This window comes from Saccharothrix sp. 6-C (assembly GCF_016695385.1).
GTDB lineage: Bacteria > Actinomycetota > Actinomycetes > Mycobacteriales > Pseudonocardiaceae > Actinosynnema > Actinosynnema texasense.
Map to the genome: position 1 here is coordinate 2,745,705 of NZ_CP064192.1, position 14,682 is coordinate 2,760,386.

The window sequence follows — 14,682 nt, forward strand, 5'->3', positions numbered from 1 at the left end:
CCGACCATGCCGACGCGCCGGTGCGGTCGGTGGGTCGCGCTGCTGTGGGCAGATCAGCCCTCGGCAGTAGGCGGGCCGGCGCGAGGCGGGGCGACGGCCGGTGCGCCCCTCGACAGCGGTGAGAGGCGCACCGGCTCGCGTCACCGCGCGGTCAGGGGCTGGTGCAGCTCAGGCTCGTGGCCCCCGGTGTGCCGTTGGCGACGAACCCGAAGGTGGTGGAGGCGTTGGCGCCCAGCGAGCCGTTCCACGAGGCGTTGCGGATCGCGGCCTGGCTGCCGGAGCCGACGGACACGCCGCTCCAGACCTGGGTGATGCTCTGGCCGGACGGCAGCGTCCACCGCACGGTCCAGCCGGAGATCGCCGAGGCGGCGGTCACCGTGACGTCGGCCTGGAAACCGCCCTGCCACGAGTTGACCGTGCGGTAGGAGGCGGTGCACGCCCCGGTCGGGGGTGCGGTCGTCGTCGTGGTCGACGTGCTGGTGGTCGTGGTCGTGCTGGTGGTCGTCGTGGTGGTGGTGCTGGTCGGCGGGGTGTCCGACGGCGCGACGGCCCGACCGGTGGACGTCGAGATCATGCCCGCGCACAGGTTGCGGCCGGCGAGGTTCGCGGCGATCTGGGGGATCGCGTTGATGGTGGTCTGGTAACCGTCGTGCATGAGGATGACGCCGCCGTTCTGCAGCGTGGAGGCGGCTTGGACGATCTGGGCGGTGCTCGCGTTGTTCCAGTCCTGCGAGTCGACGCTCCACAGCACCTCGGTGAGCCCGAATTGCGCCTGCACGGCCTTGAGGGTGCTGTTGGTCTCGCCGTAGGGCGGGCGGAACAGCTTGGGCGCGGCGCCGGTGGCCGATTGGACGACCTGCTGGGTCTGGGAGATCTCGGAGGTCATCTGCGCCTGGCTGAGCTGGGTCATGTGGGGGTGCGACCAGCTGTGGTTCCCGATCCACATGCCGGCGTCGCGCTGGCTGCGGGCGAGGGCCTGGTTGGACTGGACGTTGTTGCCCTGGTTGAAGAACGTGGCCCGCAGCCCGGCCGACCGCAGCGCGTTGAGCAGCGCGGTGGTGGTGCCCGCCTTGGGGCCGTCGTCGTAGGTCAGGGCGACGTAGCCGCCCGAGCAGTCGGCGGCGGCGGCCGCGTTCGGCAGCACGACGGCCAACGCGCCGAGCAGCCCGACCGCACCGGCCAGCGCGGCGACGCGGCGCCGCACGCCACGCGTCACCGGCCTGCCGGCGTCGGTGGCAGCAGTTTCGGACATCACTTCCTCCAAGGGATCGGACCGGAGCGACCGGGTCGAGGCATCGCCGACCGAAAGTTGCGATACGTCAGGTGCGCTATTTCGGAAGCTAGGGCCGGAGGATCGCCGGAGTCAAGCAGTGAACCTCACCTATAGAGACGCAAGTCCCCAGGTAGGTCCACAACCAGGGCTGATCTCGCGAGGTGTCGGAAGTTTCGAAACTCTCGGCGGTGAGTCGGGTGTCCGAGGATGGTGAAGGGCGGGCGGTCCGGCGGTGGGCGGCGACTCCGGGCGGGAACCGGCAATGGCGCGGGCGACCCGTTCGGTGCGAAGAGGAATTGTCCGGATATAGCGGTCTGTGACGAATGGCACAGGTTGTTATGTCTTTTCCGGTCCGTTCGGGTGATTTGTTGACCTATTGAGGGTCACTCGAACGGGTGAAAGATGGTGCGGTCCCGCCGGGGTAGGACGCCTCCGCCCGGTTTCCAGGTCCCGAAGGGCTGCACCCGTGGCTAGAAAAGGCATTGTCGCCCTCGCCGTCCCTGTCGTCCTCAGCGCGCTGATGACCGCCGGTGTCGCACCGGCCCGGTCGCAGGCGCCGTCGCAGAGCCCGATCGACATCACGCCGGCGTCGATCCGCGTCGACCCGCACCTGCCCCCACTGCAGATCTCCTACGGGCACCACGCCGCCGGCGACCTCCACTACGTCCGCAAGGACGCCGCCGCCACCGACGGCTGCGCCGTGCGCGACCACGAGGAGACCGAGGAGTTCGAGGTCGAACCCGGCGCCGGCCACGTCACGCTCTCCGGCGTCCGGTACGACCTCGTGCAGTTCCACTTCCACACCCCGTCGGAGCACCGGTTCGGCGGCCACGCCGACCCGCTGGAGATGCACCTGGTGCACCGCAGCGCGGCGGGCGCGCTGCTGGTGGTCGGCGTGCCGCTGCGCGTCGGCGCGGCGTCCACCGTGGACAAGGTGCTGTCGCGCCTCGCGCCCGAGTGCGGCGAGGAGGTGCACCTGGCCGACATCGACCTGAACACCCTGCTGCCGGTGAACCGCGCCACGGCCCGCTACACCGGTTCGCTCACCACGGCGCCCTTCACCGAGGGCGTGCAGTGGTTCCTGATGGGGGAGAAGACGGTCACCCAGGCCACCGTCTCCCGCTTCCAGGGCTTGTTCCACGGGGGCAACGCCCGCCCCGTGCAGCCGTTGAACGGCCGCACCGTGCGGGTCGAGCTGCCGCACCTGTGACGGGTCCGGTGGCGGCGTCGACGACGCCGCCACCGGGCGCCTCAGTCCAGGGTGGTGTCGGCGTTGTCGCGCACGGCGACCGCGGCGGCGTTCTCCTGGTAGCTCTGCTCCGACACGAGGGTCACGCGCGCGGTGGACTGGAACACCGGGATGGTCGCCGCGCCGCAGGACGCCATCGTGGCCTTGATCTTGGCCACGGTCATCGCCAGCGCGTCGCCGAGGTCGCCGACGTACGGCACGTAGCCGTCGACACCCTCCTCGAAGTGCAGCTTGTCCTCGCCCTGGTCGTAGCGCTGCCAGTTGCGGGCCCGGCTGGAGCCCTCGCCCCAGTACTCCTTGAAGACCGAGCCGCCGATGCGCACCTTCTTGCCCGGCGACTGGTCGAACCGCGCGAAGTAGCGGCCCATCATCACGAAGTCCGCGCCCATCGCCAGGGCCAGTGCCATGTGGTAGTCGTGCAGCAGGCCGCCGTCGGAGCAGATCGGCACGTACTCGCCGGTGGCGCGCGCGTGGGCGTCGCGGGCCTCGGCCACGTCCATGACCGCGCTGGCCTGGCCCCGGCCGATGCCCTTCTGGTCGCGCGTGATGCAGATCGAGCCGCCGCCGATGCCCACCTTCACGAAGTCCGCGCCCGCGTCGGCCAGGAACCGGAACGCCTCGCCGTCCACGACGTTGCCCGCGCCGATCGGCACCTCCGGGAACTCGCGCTTGACCCACCGCAGCGCCTCGGCCTGCCAGTCGCTGTAGCCGTCCGACGAGTCCAGGCACAGCACGTCCGCGCCGGCCGCGACCAGCGCGGGCACCCGGTCGCGGTAGTCGTGCGTGTTCACGCCCGCGCCGACCCGGAACCTCTTGGCCGCGTCGACCACCGCGCCGGGGAACTGCTTGTGGTCGGCGTAGTCCGACCGGAACACGAGGTGCTGCAGGTGCCCCGCGCCGTCCACGACGGGCAGGCAGTCGAGGCGGTCCTCCCACAGCAGCGTGTTGGCCTCGGAGAGGGTGATGCCCTCCTTGCCGCAGGTCAGGGTGTCCGCGGTGCGCATCCGGTCGGCCACCGGCAGGTCGAGGTCGTGCCGGTCGGAGTGGAAGTCGCGGGAGGTGACCAGGCCGACGAACCGGCCGTGCGGCGTGCCGTCCTCGGTCACGGCGGCGGTGTTGTGGCCGGTGGTCCTCATCAAGCCGACGAGGTGGCGCAGCGGGTCGGTCGGGCGGACCGTCGTGTCGCTGACCACGAACCCCGCCTTGAAGTTCTTCACGAACCGCACCGCGTCCGCCTGGTGCTCCACGGACTGGTTGTGGTGCAGGAAGCTCAGCCCGCCCGACCGGGCCAGGGCCACCGCCAACCGGGGCGAGCTGACCGCCTGCATGATCGCCGAGGTGAACGGCGCCGACAGCCGGATCGACGACGGCTCACCGACGGCGTGCCGCACCAGTGGCGTGCCGAGGTCGACCTTCGCGGGTGTGCACTCCGCCGTGGTCCGGTTGGGCAGCAACAAGAACTCGTTGAACGTCCGCGACACACCGGGCACGATCTCGACCACGGGCAGCATCTCCGAATCACCAGGCCGGGCATCCCCGGCTCCGCTTTGTGGGGCGCAGCCTCCCACATCGCGAGGGGCACGCCGGGTCGCGTGCGCGGTGGCCGCCGCCTATGCTCGACGGATCCCCGTCGCGCCGTACCCGCCGGTCGTGCCGCGTGCGCGACCACCGCGACCGGCCGTTCGAGCCGGCCCTCTTGTCCCCCTGACGGGGGACCACACCCCCACTATCGAGGATCAGGACACGTGACCTTGCCCTACGGGTCGGACGACGACCACGCCGCCGACCGCTTCGTCAACAACGCCCTGCGCAGCCGTGACGACGAGACCTGGCGGCTGCTGGCCTCCGACGCCTACGTCGAGCAGACCGACCGGGTGCTGCGGGCGATGCTCGACCGGATCGCGGCGACGCGCGTGCACCGCACCGCCGAGCGCGCCACCGCGCGGGCCCGGGCGCTCGACGGGGAGATCAGCCAGGCCGAGTACCAGCGCGACGCCGCCGAGGACGCCAACCGCGCCACGAAGACCGCCCACTTCGAGACGTTGGTGCGCGAGCACCACCGGCTGATCGCGGCGGCGGCCCGGCGGCTGCGCGGCGACGACGTCCGCGACGAGCTGACCGACCTCGTGCTCGCCCTGGGCGCCGCGGTCGACGCCCACCGGGCCGCGGTGCTCGCCGGCGGCGCCGAGCCGTCCGAGGCGGACCGGGCGCTGTGGGCGCGGCTGGCCACGCTCGACGTGCCGGACACCTCCGACGGCGAGGGGCGCACGTCGGTGGAGGAACTGGTCCAGCGGCACTCGTCGCGGCAGGACGACTTCGGGCGCGTGCTGGCCGGGATCGTCCTGGACGTGGCGGGCGACGCGACGTCGGTGCCGCGCGCCGCGCTGCTGACCGCGTGGAAGCGGGAGGTCGCGCCGATGCTGGCCGCGGCGCAGAAGAACGAGTTCGCGGCCAAGGGCAAGGGCTCGCTGGTGACCGAGAAGCTCCGCAAGACCATGGGCCACCTGGAGCGCAAGGGCCTGGTCAAGCGCTCCGGCACGGCGGACGGGCAGCGGCTCGACGTGCTCGACCGGCCAGGCCTGGAGGCGCTGGCGGGCGGGGACGGGGGACCGTCGGCGTGACGGTCCCCCCGCCGCGTCGGGTCACGGCGTCCAGCGGATCTCGGGGTTGATGCGGCCGGACCAGTCGAAGGTCGCCATGTTGTCCCAGCCGTTGCCGCTGTCGGCGATGTCGGCGGGGTCCCAGCCGTTGCCGGGGACGGCGTACCAGGTCGGCTCCCAGTAGAAGACGCCGATGGCGCCCGCGTTGCGCGCGGTGTTCTGGACGTGGGCGAAGTTCTTCGCCTGGCCCGCCCACGTCAGCGGGTAGTCCGCGCAGCCGGAGGTGATGGAGTTGCCGGTGCCGTCGGCGTTCCCGGTGGTGAACGGGTAGGCGGTCTCCGCGAGCACGACGTCCTTGCCGTAGCGGGAGCGCACGTCGGTGATCACGTTGTAGAGGTTGCCCAGCGTGCCGTGCCACATGCAGTAGTACGACAGCGCGGTGATGTCCCAGGCCACGCCCTTGGCCCTGATGCCGTCGTAGAACCAGCGGGCGTGGTCGAGGCTGTCCGCGTTCGCCGTGTGGATCATGACCTTGGTGCCGCTGCTGCACGCCTTGGTGGCGTTGTAGCCGGCCTTCAGCAGCAGGCTGAGGTTGGTGAAGTCGTTGTTGACGACCTTGCCCTCGTTCCACAGCATGCCGACGTTGATCTCGTTGCCGATCTGCACGCTGTCCGGCGTGGTGCCCTGGGCCTTGAGGCTGGCGCACACGTCGTGGGTGTAGTTGTAGACGTCGGTCTGCAACTGGCCGATGCCGTGGCTCGACCAGGCGGCCGGCTTGTACTGCTTGCCGGGGTCGGCCCACGTGTCGGAGTAGTGGAAGTCGATCAGCAGCTTGAGCCCCTTGGCCTTCACCGTCCTGGCGTAGGCGAGGACCTTGGCCTTGTTGTTGTAGCCGCTGCGCGGGTTGTTCCAGACGCGCAGGCGGACGTAGTTGACGCCCGCGCCCTTGAGGATGTCGAGCGGATCCCGGGCGGCGCCGGACGCGTCGTAGTACTTCGCGCCGAGGTCGAGGGCGCGTTGCGCGGTCGAGACGTCGGCGCCGAGCATGCTCAGCGAACCGGCCGCGGAGACCGGCGGGGTGAGCGCGGCCAGCGGCAGCACGGCGGTCGCCAGGGCGAGGGCGGCCTTGACCGCCCGGGTGGGTCCGGACATCCGATCTCCTTTGATCGAGGGTGCGGAGCGGCGGCGATGGGCTGTGCACGTGCACGACATGAAAGCGCAGATCGTGGCTCAGCTCAAGGTCTCAACGGCCCTGATCGACTGGGAACGTGCACAGTGGCGGCCCGCTCGTCCGGACGAGCGGGCCGCACCGGCTGCCTCAGCCGAGCCCGGTCACCTGGTAGTGGCTGATCAGGCGGTCCTTCACGACCACGCCGAGGTGGACCCGCAGCGCGGGCCGGTCGGTGAAGGAGAAGTCCACCTCCAGGTAGCCCAGCACCACGCCGTCGGCCAGCTCGCGGGTCTCGCGGACCCGGTACTGCGCGGTCAGCCCGAACGGCTGGGAGGCGTAGTACGCGGCCACCGCCGCGCGGCCCACGCCGTAGGGGCGCAGCCCCTGGAAGACCGCGTCCTCGGCGAAGTTCGCGGCAACGCGGTCGGGTTCGTGCGCGTCCACGGCGTGCTTCCACCGGTCCAGGACGTCCCGCAGCACCTCGTCGGCGGTCATCGTCAGTGGCCCGCGTTCTGGCCGCCGTCGACGTGCAGGACCTCGCCGGTGACGAAACCGGCCTGCTCCAGGAAGACGACCGCGTCCACGACCTCGTCGATCTCGCCGAGGCGGCCGATCGGGTGCAGCGCGGCGAGGAAGTCGTGGGTCTGCGGCGCGTGCATCGGCGTGCGGATGACGCCGAGCGCGACGGCGTTGACCCGGATCTTCCTGGTCGCGTACTCGGTCGCGAGCGACCTGGTGACGGCGGTCAGACCGCCCTTGGTCAGCGCGGCCAACGCCGACGGCACCCGGGACAGCGCGTGGTCGACCAGGCTGGTGGACATGGTCACCACGTGGCCGCCGTCGCCCCGGGCGAGCATCGCCGCGACCGCGCTGCGGGTGATGTCGAAGAAGCCGCGCAGGTTGGTGCCCGCGACCGTGGCGAAGTCCTCGTCGGTGTAGTCGGTGAACGGCTTGGCGACGAAGACGCCCGCGTTGTTCACCAGCGTGTCGACCCGGCCGAACCGCGCGAGGGCCTCTTCGACGACCCGCGTGCCGTCGCCCGGCTGCGACAGGTCGGCGCGCACGGTCAGCACTTCGGGGTCGTCCGACGCGTCGATCGAACGGGAGGTCGCCACGACGGCGTGGCCGAGCTTGCGGTAGGCCGGGACGAGGGCGGCGCCGATGCCCTGGGAGGCGCCCGTGATGATCGCGACCGGCTGGGTGGTGGTCATGTCCGATACCCGCTTTCGACGGATTCGCAGGAGCGGTGGGCTTGCTCCTCGATCGTGCGCGCGGGCGGGCCGACCTGCCACGACCCGTTTCCTCCCGGGTGGGAGGCTCAGCCTCCGAGAGCCCGGTGGGGGTCGTCCGCGGGCAGCCAGGCGCCCGCCCGGCGCAGGCCGAGGTCGCCCACGTCGCGGGTGACGGCGTCGACGACGGCCAGCACGGAGGGGCGGACCTCGTCGTCGCGGCGGACGAGGGACCACGTCCACACCACCTCCGGGTCGACCACCGGGCGGCGGACCAGGTCCGGCGGCAGCGGGGTGGTCTGACCCTTGGGCGAGTTCAGCACCGGGGTGGCGCACGCCCGCACGTGGTCGAAGAACGCGGGCCCGGTGATCGCCCCGTTGTGGATGCGCACGACGCGGGCCCCGGTGTCGCCGGCGAACTCCTCGGCGAACTCGTTCCAGGACGACCACGACGTGACGTCGTCGTCCACGAGCACCGTGGTGTCCGCGGCCCGCACCGGACCGGTGTCCGCGCCGGTCGACACGGCGTAGAGCCGGTCCGCGCCGAGCAGCCGCGCCGTCAGCCCGTGGCGGGCGAGGTCGGCGGCACGCACCCAGCACACGGCCAGGTCGAGGCTGCCGTCGGCGACCCGGGCCGCCTGCGCGTGCGACGGCACGACCCAGGTGTCCACGTACAGCTGCGCGACCCCGGACGTGCGCGCGGTCAGGTCGGGTGGCAGCCAGTTGACGTAGCCGAGGCGCACCGGGTCGGCCCCGGACAGCTGCCGCGCCCGGCGCCGCAGCTCGTCGGCCCGGTCGAGCAGCGCACGCGCGTCGGGCAGCAACGCGGCGCCGGCCGAGGTGAGGGCGACCGTGCGGCGGTCGCGGGCGAACAGCGGCACGCCCAGGTCGCGTTCGAGCGCCTTGATCTGCTGCGACAGCGACGGCCCGGCGATCAGCAACCGGGCCGCGGCCCGGCCGAAGTGCAGTTCCTCGGCGACCGCGACGAAGTACCGGAGCTGCCGTAGTTCCACGGGACCGCATCCTAGGACCCGGGTCGCCGCCGCACCGCCGAGCGGCTCGCGCCGGGTCGGCGGGTGGTGCCCACCGTCCGAAGTGCACCGTCCCGCCGAGCCGACCGCCCTGCGCCGACACCGGTGGCGTTCGCCGGGTGCCGTCCGGCCGGCGAGGACGTGGATGGCCGAGTCGATCCCCGCCGCGGTCGAGGTGTCGACCGGGCGCACGGGTGCTCGACGTGTGCTGCGGCGCCGGGTCGTCGGCCATCCCGGCGGACGGCCTGCCCTACGACCGGGTGCAGTGCGTGTTCGGGGTCTTCTTCCTGCCGGACGTGGACGCGGCCGCGGCGCGCCTGGCGGGCCTGCTCCGGACGGGCGGCACGTTCGCCGTGACCACGTGGCGGCAGGGCAGCGCGGACGACGTGGTGGGTCCGCTGGTCCAGGCGCTCGCCGAGCGGGCCGGGCGGACGCCCGACCGGCCGGAGGCGGCGCGGCGGGCCGCCCAGGTGGACACCGACGGGAAGCCCTCCGGGTGGTTGAGCGGCCTCGGCGTGCTCGGGGTCGACGTGCGCCCGGTGGAGCGGGACGTCCCGCTCACCCCGGACTCGGCGTGGAAGTTCGCCATGGGCTCGGGCATCCGGTGACACCAGGTCGCGCCCGGGGCGTGGTCCGCCGGGTTGACGAACGACCCGGGACGCCCTTGGATTCGATCATGTCGATGGGACCGACCGCCATGGGTGACCGGGTGCTCGCCAAGGTCGCCGTCCGGATCCTGCCGTTCCTGGCGCTGCTCTACTTCGTCAACTACCTGGACCGCGTCAACATCGGGTTCGCCGCCCCGAACGGGCTGAACGAGGAGCTCGGGCTCACCGCGACGGCGTTCGGGTTCGCCTCCGGCATCTTCTTCCTCGGCTACCTGCTGCTGGAGGTGCCGAGCAACCTCGCGCTGCACCGGTTCGGCGCGCGCCGCTGGCTGGCCCGGATCATGATCAGCTGGGGTGTGGTGGCCACCGCGATGGCCTTCGTGCCCAACGCGACCACCCTGGTGGTCCTGCGGTTCCTGCTCGGCGTCGCGGAGGCCGGGTTCTTCCCCGGCATCATCCTCTACCTGACGTACTGGTTCCCGGCCGCGCAGCGCGCGAAGGCGGTCGCGCTGTTCATGGTGGCGGTGCCCGTCTCCTCGGCGATCGGGTCCACCGTGTCCAGCCTGCTCATCACGCACGGCGACGGCGTGTTCGGGCTGTCCGGCTGGCGGTTCATGTTCCTGGTCGAGGGCGTGCCGGCGATCCTGCTCGCGTTCGTCACCTGGTTCTACCTGACCGACCGGCCGGAGCGGGCCGGCTGGCTGGCCGAGGACGAACGCCGCTGGCTCGCCGGGGAGCTGGAGGCCGAGCGCCGCGCGAAGGAGGCCGAGCACCACTGGCCGCTGCGCAAGGCGTTGCTGCACCCGCGGATCCTCGGCCTGGCGTTCGTCTACTTCGCCATCGCCTACGGCCTGTACGCGCTGGGGTTCTTCCTGCCGACCATCATCGCCGGGTTCGGCGAGCAGTTCGGGACGAAGCTGACCGTGCCGCAGGCCGGGCTGGTGACCGCCGTCCCGTACGTGGTCGCGGCGGCGGTCATGGTGTTCTGGGCGCGCCACGGCGACCGGGTGGACGAGCGGAAGTGGCACGTGGCGCTGCCGATGCTGCTCGGCGGGTGCGCCATCCCCGTCGCGCTGCACCTCGGCAACCCGTATGCGGCGATGGCCGCCGTCACCGTGTGCGCGGTGGGCGTGTGCTGCGCGCTGCCGACGTTCTGGGCGCTGCCGTCGGACTTCCTGTCCGGCACGGCCGCGGCGGGCGGCATCGCGCTGATCAACTCGCTCGGCAACACCAGCGGGTTCGCCGCGCCCTACATCACCGGCTGGCTGCGCGACGTCACCGGCAGCCAGCGCGCCGGCCTGTGGCTGGTCGGCGCGTGCCTGGTCGGCGGAGCCCTGCTCGCCCTCGCGCTGGGCGACAAACCGCGGTCCGGCGGGGCGTCGGTCCGGTAGCGCGGCCCGGTTGTCGGGCCCCTGGGGAGAACCGACCGCGTTGTACTCCACGAAGAGCGGGCACGCCTACGGCTACCTGCGTCGGCGGATCCTCGACGGCGAGCCGGCGCCCGGACCGGGCATCAACCAGTTCACGTCGGCCGAGGCCATCGGGATCGGCACGGCGGACCGCCGCCGACGTCGAGGCGATCCGCGAGGCGGCGGAAGGGCTGCGCGCGCTGCCGGGCAACCCCGACCACGAGTATTTGCCGGCCCACCGGCGCTTCCACGCGGCCCTGTGCCGGGCTTCGCACAACGTGCTGCTGATCGGACGCTGGACGGCCTGTGGGACAAGTCCGACCGCTACCGCCGGATGGCGCCGGAAGTCGACCGCGGCGACTCGGCGCGCAGGCCGCGTGGCGCTTGCGCGAGCGGGGCTGACGGTCTCGCCCGGCCGGGCTGCCGGCCCGAAACTGTTGCGGGACAAGCACGACCGGCACGTGAGGTCCTGCCGGTGACTTCGGTGTCGTGGTTCGGTGCGGGGTTGGCGGACCGGTCCGGCGCGAGGACGATCGACGTGGCACCGCCGATCGTGTGGCGGGAGCGGCGCGCGTCGTCCCTCCCGCCACGGCTGAGGGGAGCACCATGCGAGGAGCGAGGAAGGTCCGGCGCGTCGTGATCGGGACGGCGGCCGCGGCGTTGTTGTGCACCGGGATGTCGACGGGGATCGCGCACGCCGCGTCGGGCAGACCGGTGGGCCTGGAGCTGGACTACACGTGCGCGGTCGCGTCCGGGCCGCAGCTGACCGTCGCGGTCGACGTCACGTTCGTGCTGCCGCGCGAGGGGATGGTGGGCGGCGACGTCCCGCACTTCGAGCCGGCGTTCATCGACGTGGACCTGGCGCTCGGCGGCGACCGGGCGGGGTTGGCCGCGCGCGGCGGGGTGCGGTTGGACGGCGACAGCACCGCGACGCTCGCCGCGAGCTTCGCCGGTCCGGTCACGCTGGAGAGCGAGGCCGTGCTGGCGTTCGCGCCGACGTGGGTCACCGCGTCGGGTGGCGGCCTGCCGCTGACCGCGGCGGGCGGGTTCCCGGGGCTGAGCGTCCAGCAGGCCGGCGACTACGCCATCCACCTCGGCGACCTGGAGCTGTCGCTGCGGCCGGAGCGGGCCGACGGCACGCCGCTGGGGACGATCACCGCCACGTGCGCGCCCGACCCCGCGCAGAGCACCCTGCTCGGCACGCTGAAGTCCGAGCCGAGCATCGTCGAGCACCCGGTGCGGCCGTCCCAGCTCCAGGTGACCGCCGTGACGCCGACCAGCGCCTCGCTGTCCTGGTACGCGGTCCCGTGGTGGTTCGAGACCGTGGGCTACGAGGTCCACCTGGACGGGGTGAAGGTCGCGTTCGTCACCGAGAAGCAGGCCACGATCACCGGGCTGGCTCCGGACAGCCAGCACCGGGTCAAGATCGTGACCCGGGACCTGTACAACCTCTCGTCACCGCCTAGCCAGGGCCTGGTGTTCGCCACGCCACCCGTTCGCGGCTGACGGACCCGGGCGGCCGTCCGCCTGACCGCGGACCAGCACCACCGCGGTCAGGCGCCGGCTGGTCGGGTCCGTGCCGCACGAGCCACCGGCACGCGTCGCGGGCGTACCGGCCGCACAACCCGCACAGCGCCTTGTACGCGCAGTGATCATGCGGTAGCGATGAGTGCATGGAAACCTACGTGCTGGACCCGACGGGCCGCGACATCCAGACCGAAGCGGCGGAGTTACGCGGTCGCGGACCGGCGACGCGGGTCGGCCTCCCGGGCGGGGTGGAGGCGTGGTGGGTCGGCGACCTCGGTTTGCTGCGCCGGCTGCTCGCCGACCCGCGCGTGTCCAAGGACGCCCGCCGGCACTGGCCCGCCATGGCGGACATCCCGCAGGACTGGCCGCTGTACCTCTGGGTCGCGGCGCGCAACATGTTCACCGCCTACGGCTCGGAGCACCGCAGGCTGCGGATGCTGATCTCCAAGGGGTTCACCGCCCGGCGCACCGAGGCGTTGCGCCCGCAGGTGGAGGAGATCGCGGCCGACCTGGTCGACCGGCTCGCCGCCGGACCGGACCTGGTCGACGTGCGCGCCGGGTTCGCCCACCCGCTGCCGATCGAGGTCATCAGCCGGTTGATGGGCGTGCCCGACGACGACCGCCCCGAGCTGCGGCGGATCGTGGACAGCCTCTTCGTGACCACGACGACGCCCGAGGAGGCGATCGCCAACCAGGGGCGGCTCTACGAGATCCTGCACGACCTGGTGGCCGCCAAGCGGGCCGTGCCCGGCGACGACCTGACCAGCGTCCTGATCGCCGCCCGGGACGAGGCCGACACCGGGTTGGCCGAGGAGGAACTGGTCGACACCCTCCTGCTGATGATCGCCGCCGGCCACGAGACCACCGTCAACCTGCTCGACCAGGCCATCACCGCGCTGCTCACCCACCCCGACCAGCTGCGCCTGGTCCGCGCCGGCGAGCGCCGCTGGGGCGACGTGATCGAGGAGACGCTGCGGTGGCAGGCCCCGGTGGCGAACCTGCCGCTGCGCTACGCCGTCGAGGACATCGAGCTGGCCGGTGTGACGATCCGCGAGGGCGAGGCCATCCTCGCGGGCTACGCCGCCGCCGGGCGCGACCCGGCGCACCACGGCGGCACCGCCGAGCGGTTCGACCTCACCCGCGCGGACAAGACGCACCTGTCGTTCGGCCACGGCGTGCACCACTGCCTGGGCGCGCCGCTGGCCCGCATCGAGGCCGAGGTGGCGCTGCCCGCGTTGTTCGACCGCTTCCCGGACATCGCGCCGGCCGTGCCCGTCGACGAGCTGGAACCCGTGCGCTCGTTCATCTCCAACGGCCACCGCACGCTGCCGGTCAGGCTGCGGTAGCGAGCCCCTGGTAGGCGGCGAGCACGAGACCGAGACCCCGGCTGTCACCCAGCGCGCCCTGCTCCAGCATCTGGTTCATCGCGTACGCCACCGTCAGCCGGGTGTTCAGGTCGACCACAACGACGGAACCGCCCCACCCGCCCCAGGAACACGTCCGCCCCTCGACCCGGTAGCCGAGGCCGTACCGGATCGGCACGTCCAGGTAGCGGTCCACGCCCCGGTACTGCTCCTCCAGCACCCGGCGGCACCCGGCCTCCGACAGCAGCCGCACGCCGCCGACCGCGCCACCGGACGCCAGCACCGACTGCACCAGGCCGACCGAGCGCGCGTTGCCGTGCCCGCCCGCCGACGGGATCTCGGCCCGGCGCCACGCGGCGGTGTTGGCGTCCTCCGCCACGATGGCGGGGTTGGGCGCCTCGCCGTCCAGGCCCGGCGCGGGGGTGTCGGCCGCGCCGGGCGGCGGGATCACCGGCGCGACCCGGTGGTCGTGCTCGGCGGGCAGGCCGATGTGGAAGTCGGCGCCGAGCGGCCCGGCCACCTCCTCGGCGAAGAACGCGCCCAGGCCGCGGCCGGTGACCCGGCGGACCACCTCGCCGATCACGAAGCCCTGGGTCAACGGGTGGTAGCAGCCGACCGCCCCCGGCGCCCACCGGGCGGGCTGCGCGGCCAGCCGCGCCGTCGCGTCCTCCCAGTCGAACAGCTCGGGCACGGTGATCGGCTCGGCCCAGGTCGGCAGCCCGGCGGTGTAGCCGAGCACGTGCCGCAGCCGCACGCCGCCCTTGCCCGCGGCGGCGAACTCCGGCCAGTACTCGGCGACCGGCGCGTCCAGGTCGATCACGCCCCGGTCGGCGAGCATCAACGCGCACAACGCCACCATCGTCTTGGTGGTGGACCAGACGTTGACGATCGTGTCGCGTTCCCACGGCGTGGTGCGCGCCGCGTCGACGTGACCGCCCCAGAGGTCGACCACCGGCTCGCCGTCCACGTAGACGGCCACCGACGCGCCGACGTCGTCCGCGTCCAGGGACGCCTCGAACGTGTCGCGCACCCGGCCGAACCGGTCATCGCACGTGCCACGGATCTCCGCCACCGCCGGAACGTAACGCCACCCGCCGGTGCCCGGCGACCGTTTTGTTGCCCAACCGCGCGGTGATCCGCCCGAGCGGGACGACGACGCTGCGCTGTTCGGCGCAACCTCCCGCCGGTGACGCGCAGCGCGCCACCGGCGCGCTTAGGGTC

General features: G+C 72.7%; 14 protein-coding genes. 7 read left to right on the forward strand and 7 right to left on the reverse strand.

The genetic code is table 11. From position 1 onward, the window contains the following. Positions 1 to 151: 151 nt before the first annotated feature. The gene (locus IOD16_RS40150) at positions 152 to 1,252 is read right to left on the reverse strand and encodes a polysaccharide deacetylase family protein (protein WP_236594931.1); all 1,101 of its coding nucleotides are present in this window, start codon (positions 1,250 to 1,252) and stop codon (positions 152 to 154) included. A gap of 487 nt (positions 1,253 to 1,739) precedes the next feature. On the opposite strand from IOD16_RS40150, the gene IOD16_RS12325 reads away from it, so the two are divergent. Next, positions 1,740 to 2,483, forward strand: a complete 744-nt coding sequence (locus tag IOD16_RS12325) for a carbonic anhydrase family protein (RefSeq protein WP_201440148.1) — start codon at positions 1,740 to 1,742, stop codon at positions 2,481 to 2,483. Positions 2,484 to 2,524: 41 nt separating this feature from the next. Here the strand turns inward: IOD16_RS12325 and IOD16_RS12330 are convergent, their stop codons facing one another. Next, a complete protein-coding gene (locus IOD16_RS12330; RefSeq protein WP_170184975.1) occupies positions 2,525 to 4,033 on the reverse strand; it encodes an IMP dehydrogenase in 1,509 nt (502 codons plus the stop codon). Between the two features lie 234 nt (positions 4,034 to 4,267). Here IOD16_RS12330 and IOD16_RS12335 point away from each other — a divergent pair, with 234 nt between their 5' ends. After that, positions 4,268 to 5,143 (forward strand): hypothetical protein, encoded by an 876-nt coding sequence (locus tag IOD16_RS12335; protein WP_201440149.1) that lies wholly within the window; start codon positions 4,268 to 4,270, stop codon positions 5,141 to 5,143. A 21-nt stretch (positions 5,144 to 5,164) separates the two neighbouring features. On the opposite strand, the gene IOD16_RS12340 is transcribed toward IOD16_RS12335, so the two are convergent. The 4 genes from IOD16_RS12340 to IOD16_RS12355 form a co-directional block, all read right to left on the reverse strand. Next, positions 5,165 to 6,274, reverse strand: coding sequence for a glycoside hydrolase family 53 protein (locus tag IOD16_RS12340; protein WP_201440150.1), 1,110 nt, complete (start codon positions 6,272 to 6,274; stop codon positions 5,165 to 5,167). A 166-nt stretch (positions 6,275 to 6,440) separates the two neighbouring features. Then, on the reverse strand, positions 6,441 to 6,788 hold the full coding sequence (locus tag IOD16_RS12345; protein ID WP_201440151.1) for a nuclear transport factor 2 family protein: 348 nt from the start codon (positions 6,786 to 6,788) through the stop codon (positions 6,441 to 6,443). A 2-nt stretch (positions 6,789 to 6,790) separates the two neighbouring features. Further along, a complete protein-coding gene (locus tag IOD16_RS12350; RefSeq protein WP_123742113.1) occupies positions 6,791 to 7,504 on the reverse strand; it encodes an SDR family NAD(P)-dependent oxidoreductase in 714 nt (237 codons plus the stop codon). Positions 7,505 to 7,611: 107 nt separating this feature from the next. Then, positions 7,612 to 8,535 carry a LysR family transcriptional regulator gene (locus tag IOD16_RS12355; protein WP_201440152.1) on the reverse strand — a complete coding sequence of 308 codons (924 nt, stop codon included), beginning with the start codon at positions 8,533 to 8,535 and terminating at the stop codon, positions 7,612 to 7,614. A 212-nt stretch (positions 8,536 to 8,747) separates the two neighbouring features. Between IOD16_RS12355 and IOD16_RS12360 the strand changes: the two genes are divergently transcribed. The 5 genes from IOD16_RS12360 (at position 8,748) to IOD16_RS12380 (ending at position 13,443) form a co-directional block, all read left to right on the forward strand. Further along, positions 8,748 to 9,161, forward strand: coding sequence for a hypothetical protein (locus IOD16_RS12360; protein WP_201440153.1), 414 nt, complete (start codon positions 8,748 to 8,750; stop codon positions 9,159 to 9,161). Between the two features lie 68 nt (positions 9,162 to 9,229). Next, a complete protein-coding gene (locus IOD16_RS12365) occupies positions 9,230 to 10,552 on the forward strand; it encodes an MFS transporter (protein WP_201440154.1) in 1,323 nt (440 codons plus the stop codon). Continuing rightward, on the forward strand, positions 10,477 to 11,049 hold the full coding sequence (locus tag IOD16_RS41435) for an FCD domain-containing protein (RefSeq protein WP_201440155.1): 573 nt from the start codon (positions 10,477 to 10,479) through the stop codon (positions 11,047 to 11,049). The genes IOD16_RS12365 and IOD16_RS41435 overlap by 76 nt, the downstream gene beginning before the upstream one ends. Before the next feature lie 127 nt (positions 11,050 to 11,176). Beyond that, on the forward strand, positions 11,177 to 12,076 hold the full coding sequence (locus tag IOD16_RS12375) for a fibronectin type III domain-containing protein (RefSeq protein WP_201440156.1): 900 nt from the start codon (positions 11,177 to 11,179) through the stop codon (positions 12,074 to 12,076). A 167-nt stretch (positions 12,077 to 12,243) separates the two neighbouring features. Further along, the gene (locus IOD16_RS12380; RefSeq protein WP_123742109.1) at positions 12,244 to 13,443 is read left to right on the forward strand and encodes a cytochrome P450 family protein; all 1,200 of its coding nucleotides are present in this window, start codon (positions 12,244 to 12,246) and stop codon (positions 13,441 to 13,443) included. Here the strand turns inward: IOD16_RS12380 and IOD16_RS12385 are convergent. Further along, entirely contained in the window at positions 13,430 to 14,533 is a 1,104-nt protein-coding gene (locus IOD16_RS12385) for a serine hydrolase domain-containing protein (RefSeq protein ID WP_201440157.1), read from the reverse strand. The genes IOD16_RS12380 and IOD16_RS12385 overlap by 14 nt on opposite strands. Positions 14,534 to 14,682 lie beyond the last annotated feature (149 nt).

Coding starts and splice junctions, on each gene's coding strand:
- IOD16_RS12365 (WP_201440154.1), top strand. CDS start 9,230: ATGTCGATGGGACCGACCGCCATGGGTGACCGGGTGCTCGCCAAGGTC.
- IOD16_RS12350 (WP_123742113.1), bottom strand. CDS start 7,504: ATGACCACCACCCAGCCGGTCGCGATCATCACGGGCGCCTCCCAGGGC.
- IOD16_RS12330 (WP_170184975.1), bottom strand. CDS start 4,033: ATGCTGCCCGTGGTCGAGATCGTGCCCGGTGTGTCGCGGACGTTCAAC.
- IOD16_RS12375 (WP_201440156.1), top strand. CDS start 11,177: ATGCGAGGAGCGAGGAAGGTCCGGCGCGTCGTGATCGGGACGGCGGCC.
- IOD16_RS12380 (WP_123742109.1), top strand. CDS start 12,244: ATGGAAACCTACGTGCTGGACCCGACGGGCCGCGACATCCAGACCGAA.
- IOD16_RS40150 (WP_236594931.1), bottom strand. CDS start 1,252: ATGTCCGAAACTGCTGCCACCGACGCCGGCAGGCCGGTGACGCGTGGC.
- IOD16_RS12345 (WP_201440151.1), bottom strand. CDS start 6,788: ATGACCGCCGACGAGGTGCTGCGGGACGTCCTGGACCGGTGGAAGCAC.
- IOD16_RS12340 (WP_201440150.1), bottom strand. CDS start 6,274: ATGTCCGGACCCACCCGGGCGGTCAAGGCCGCCCTCGCCCTGGCGACC.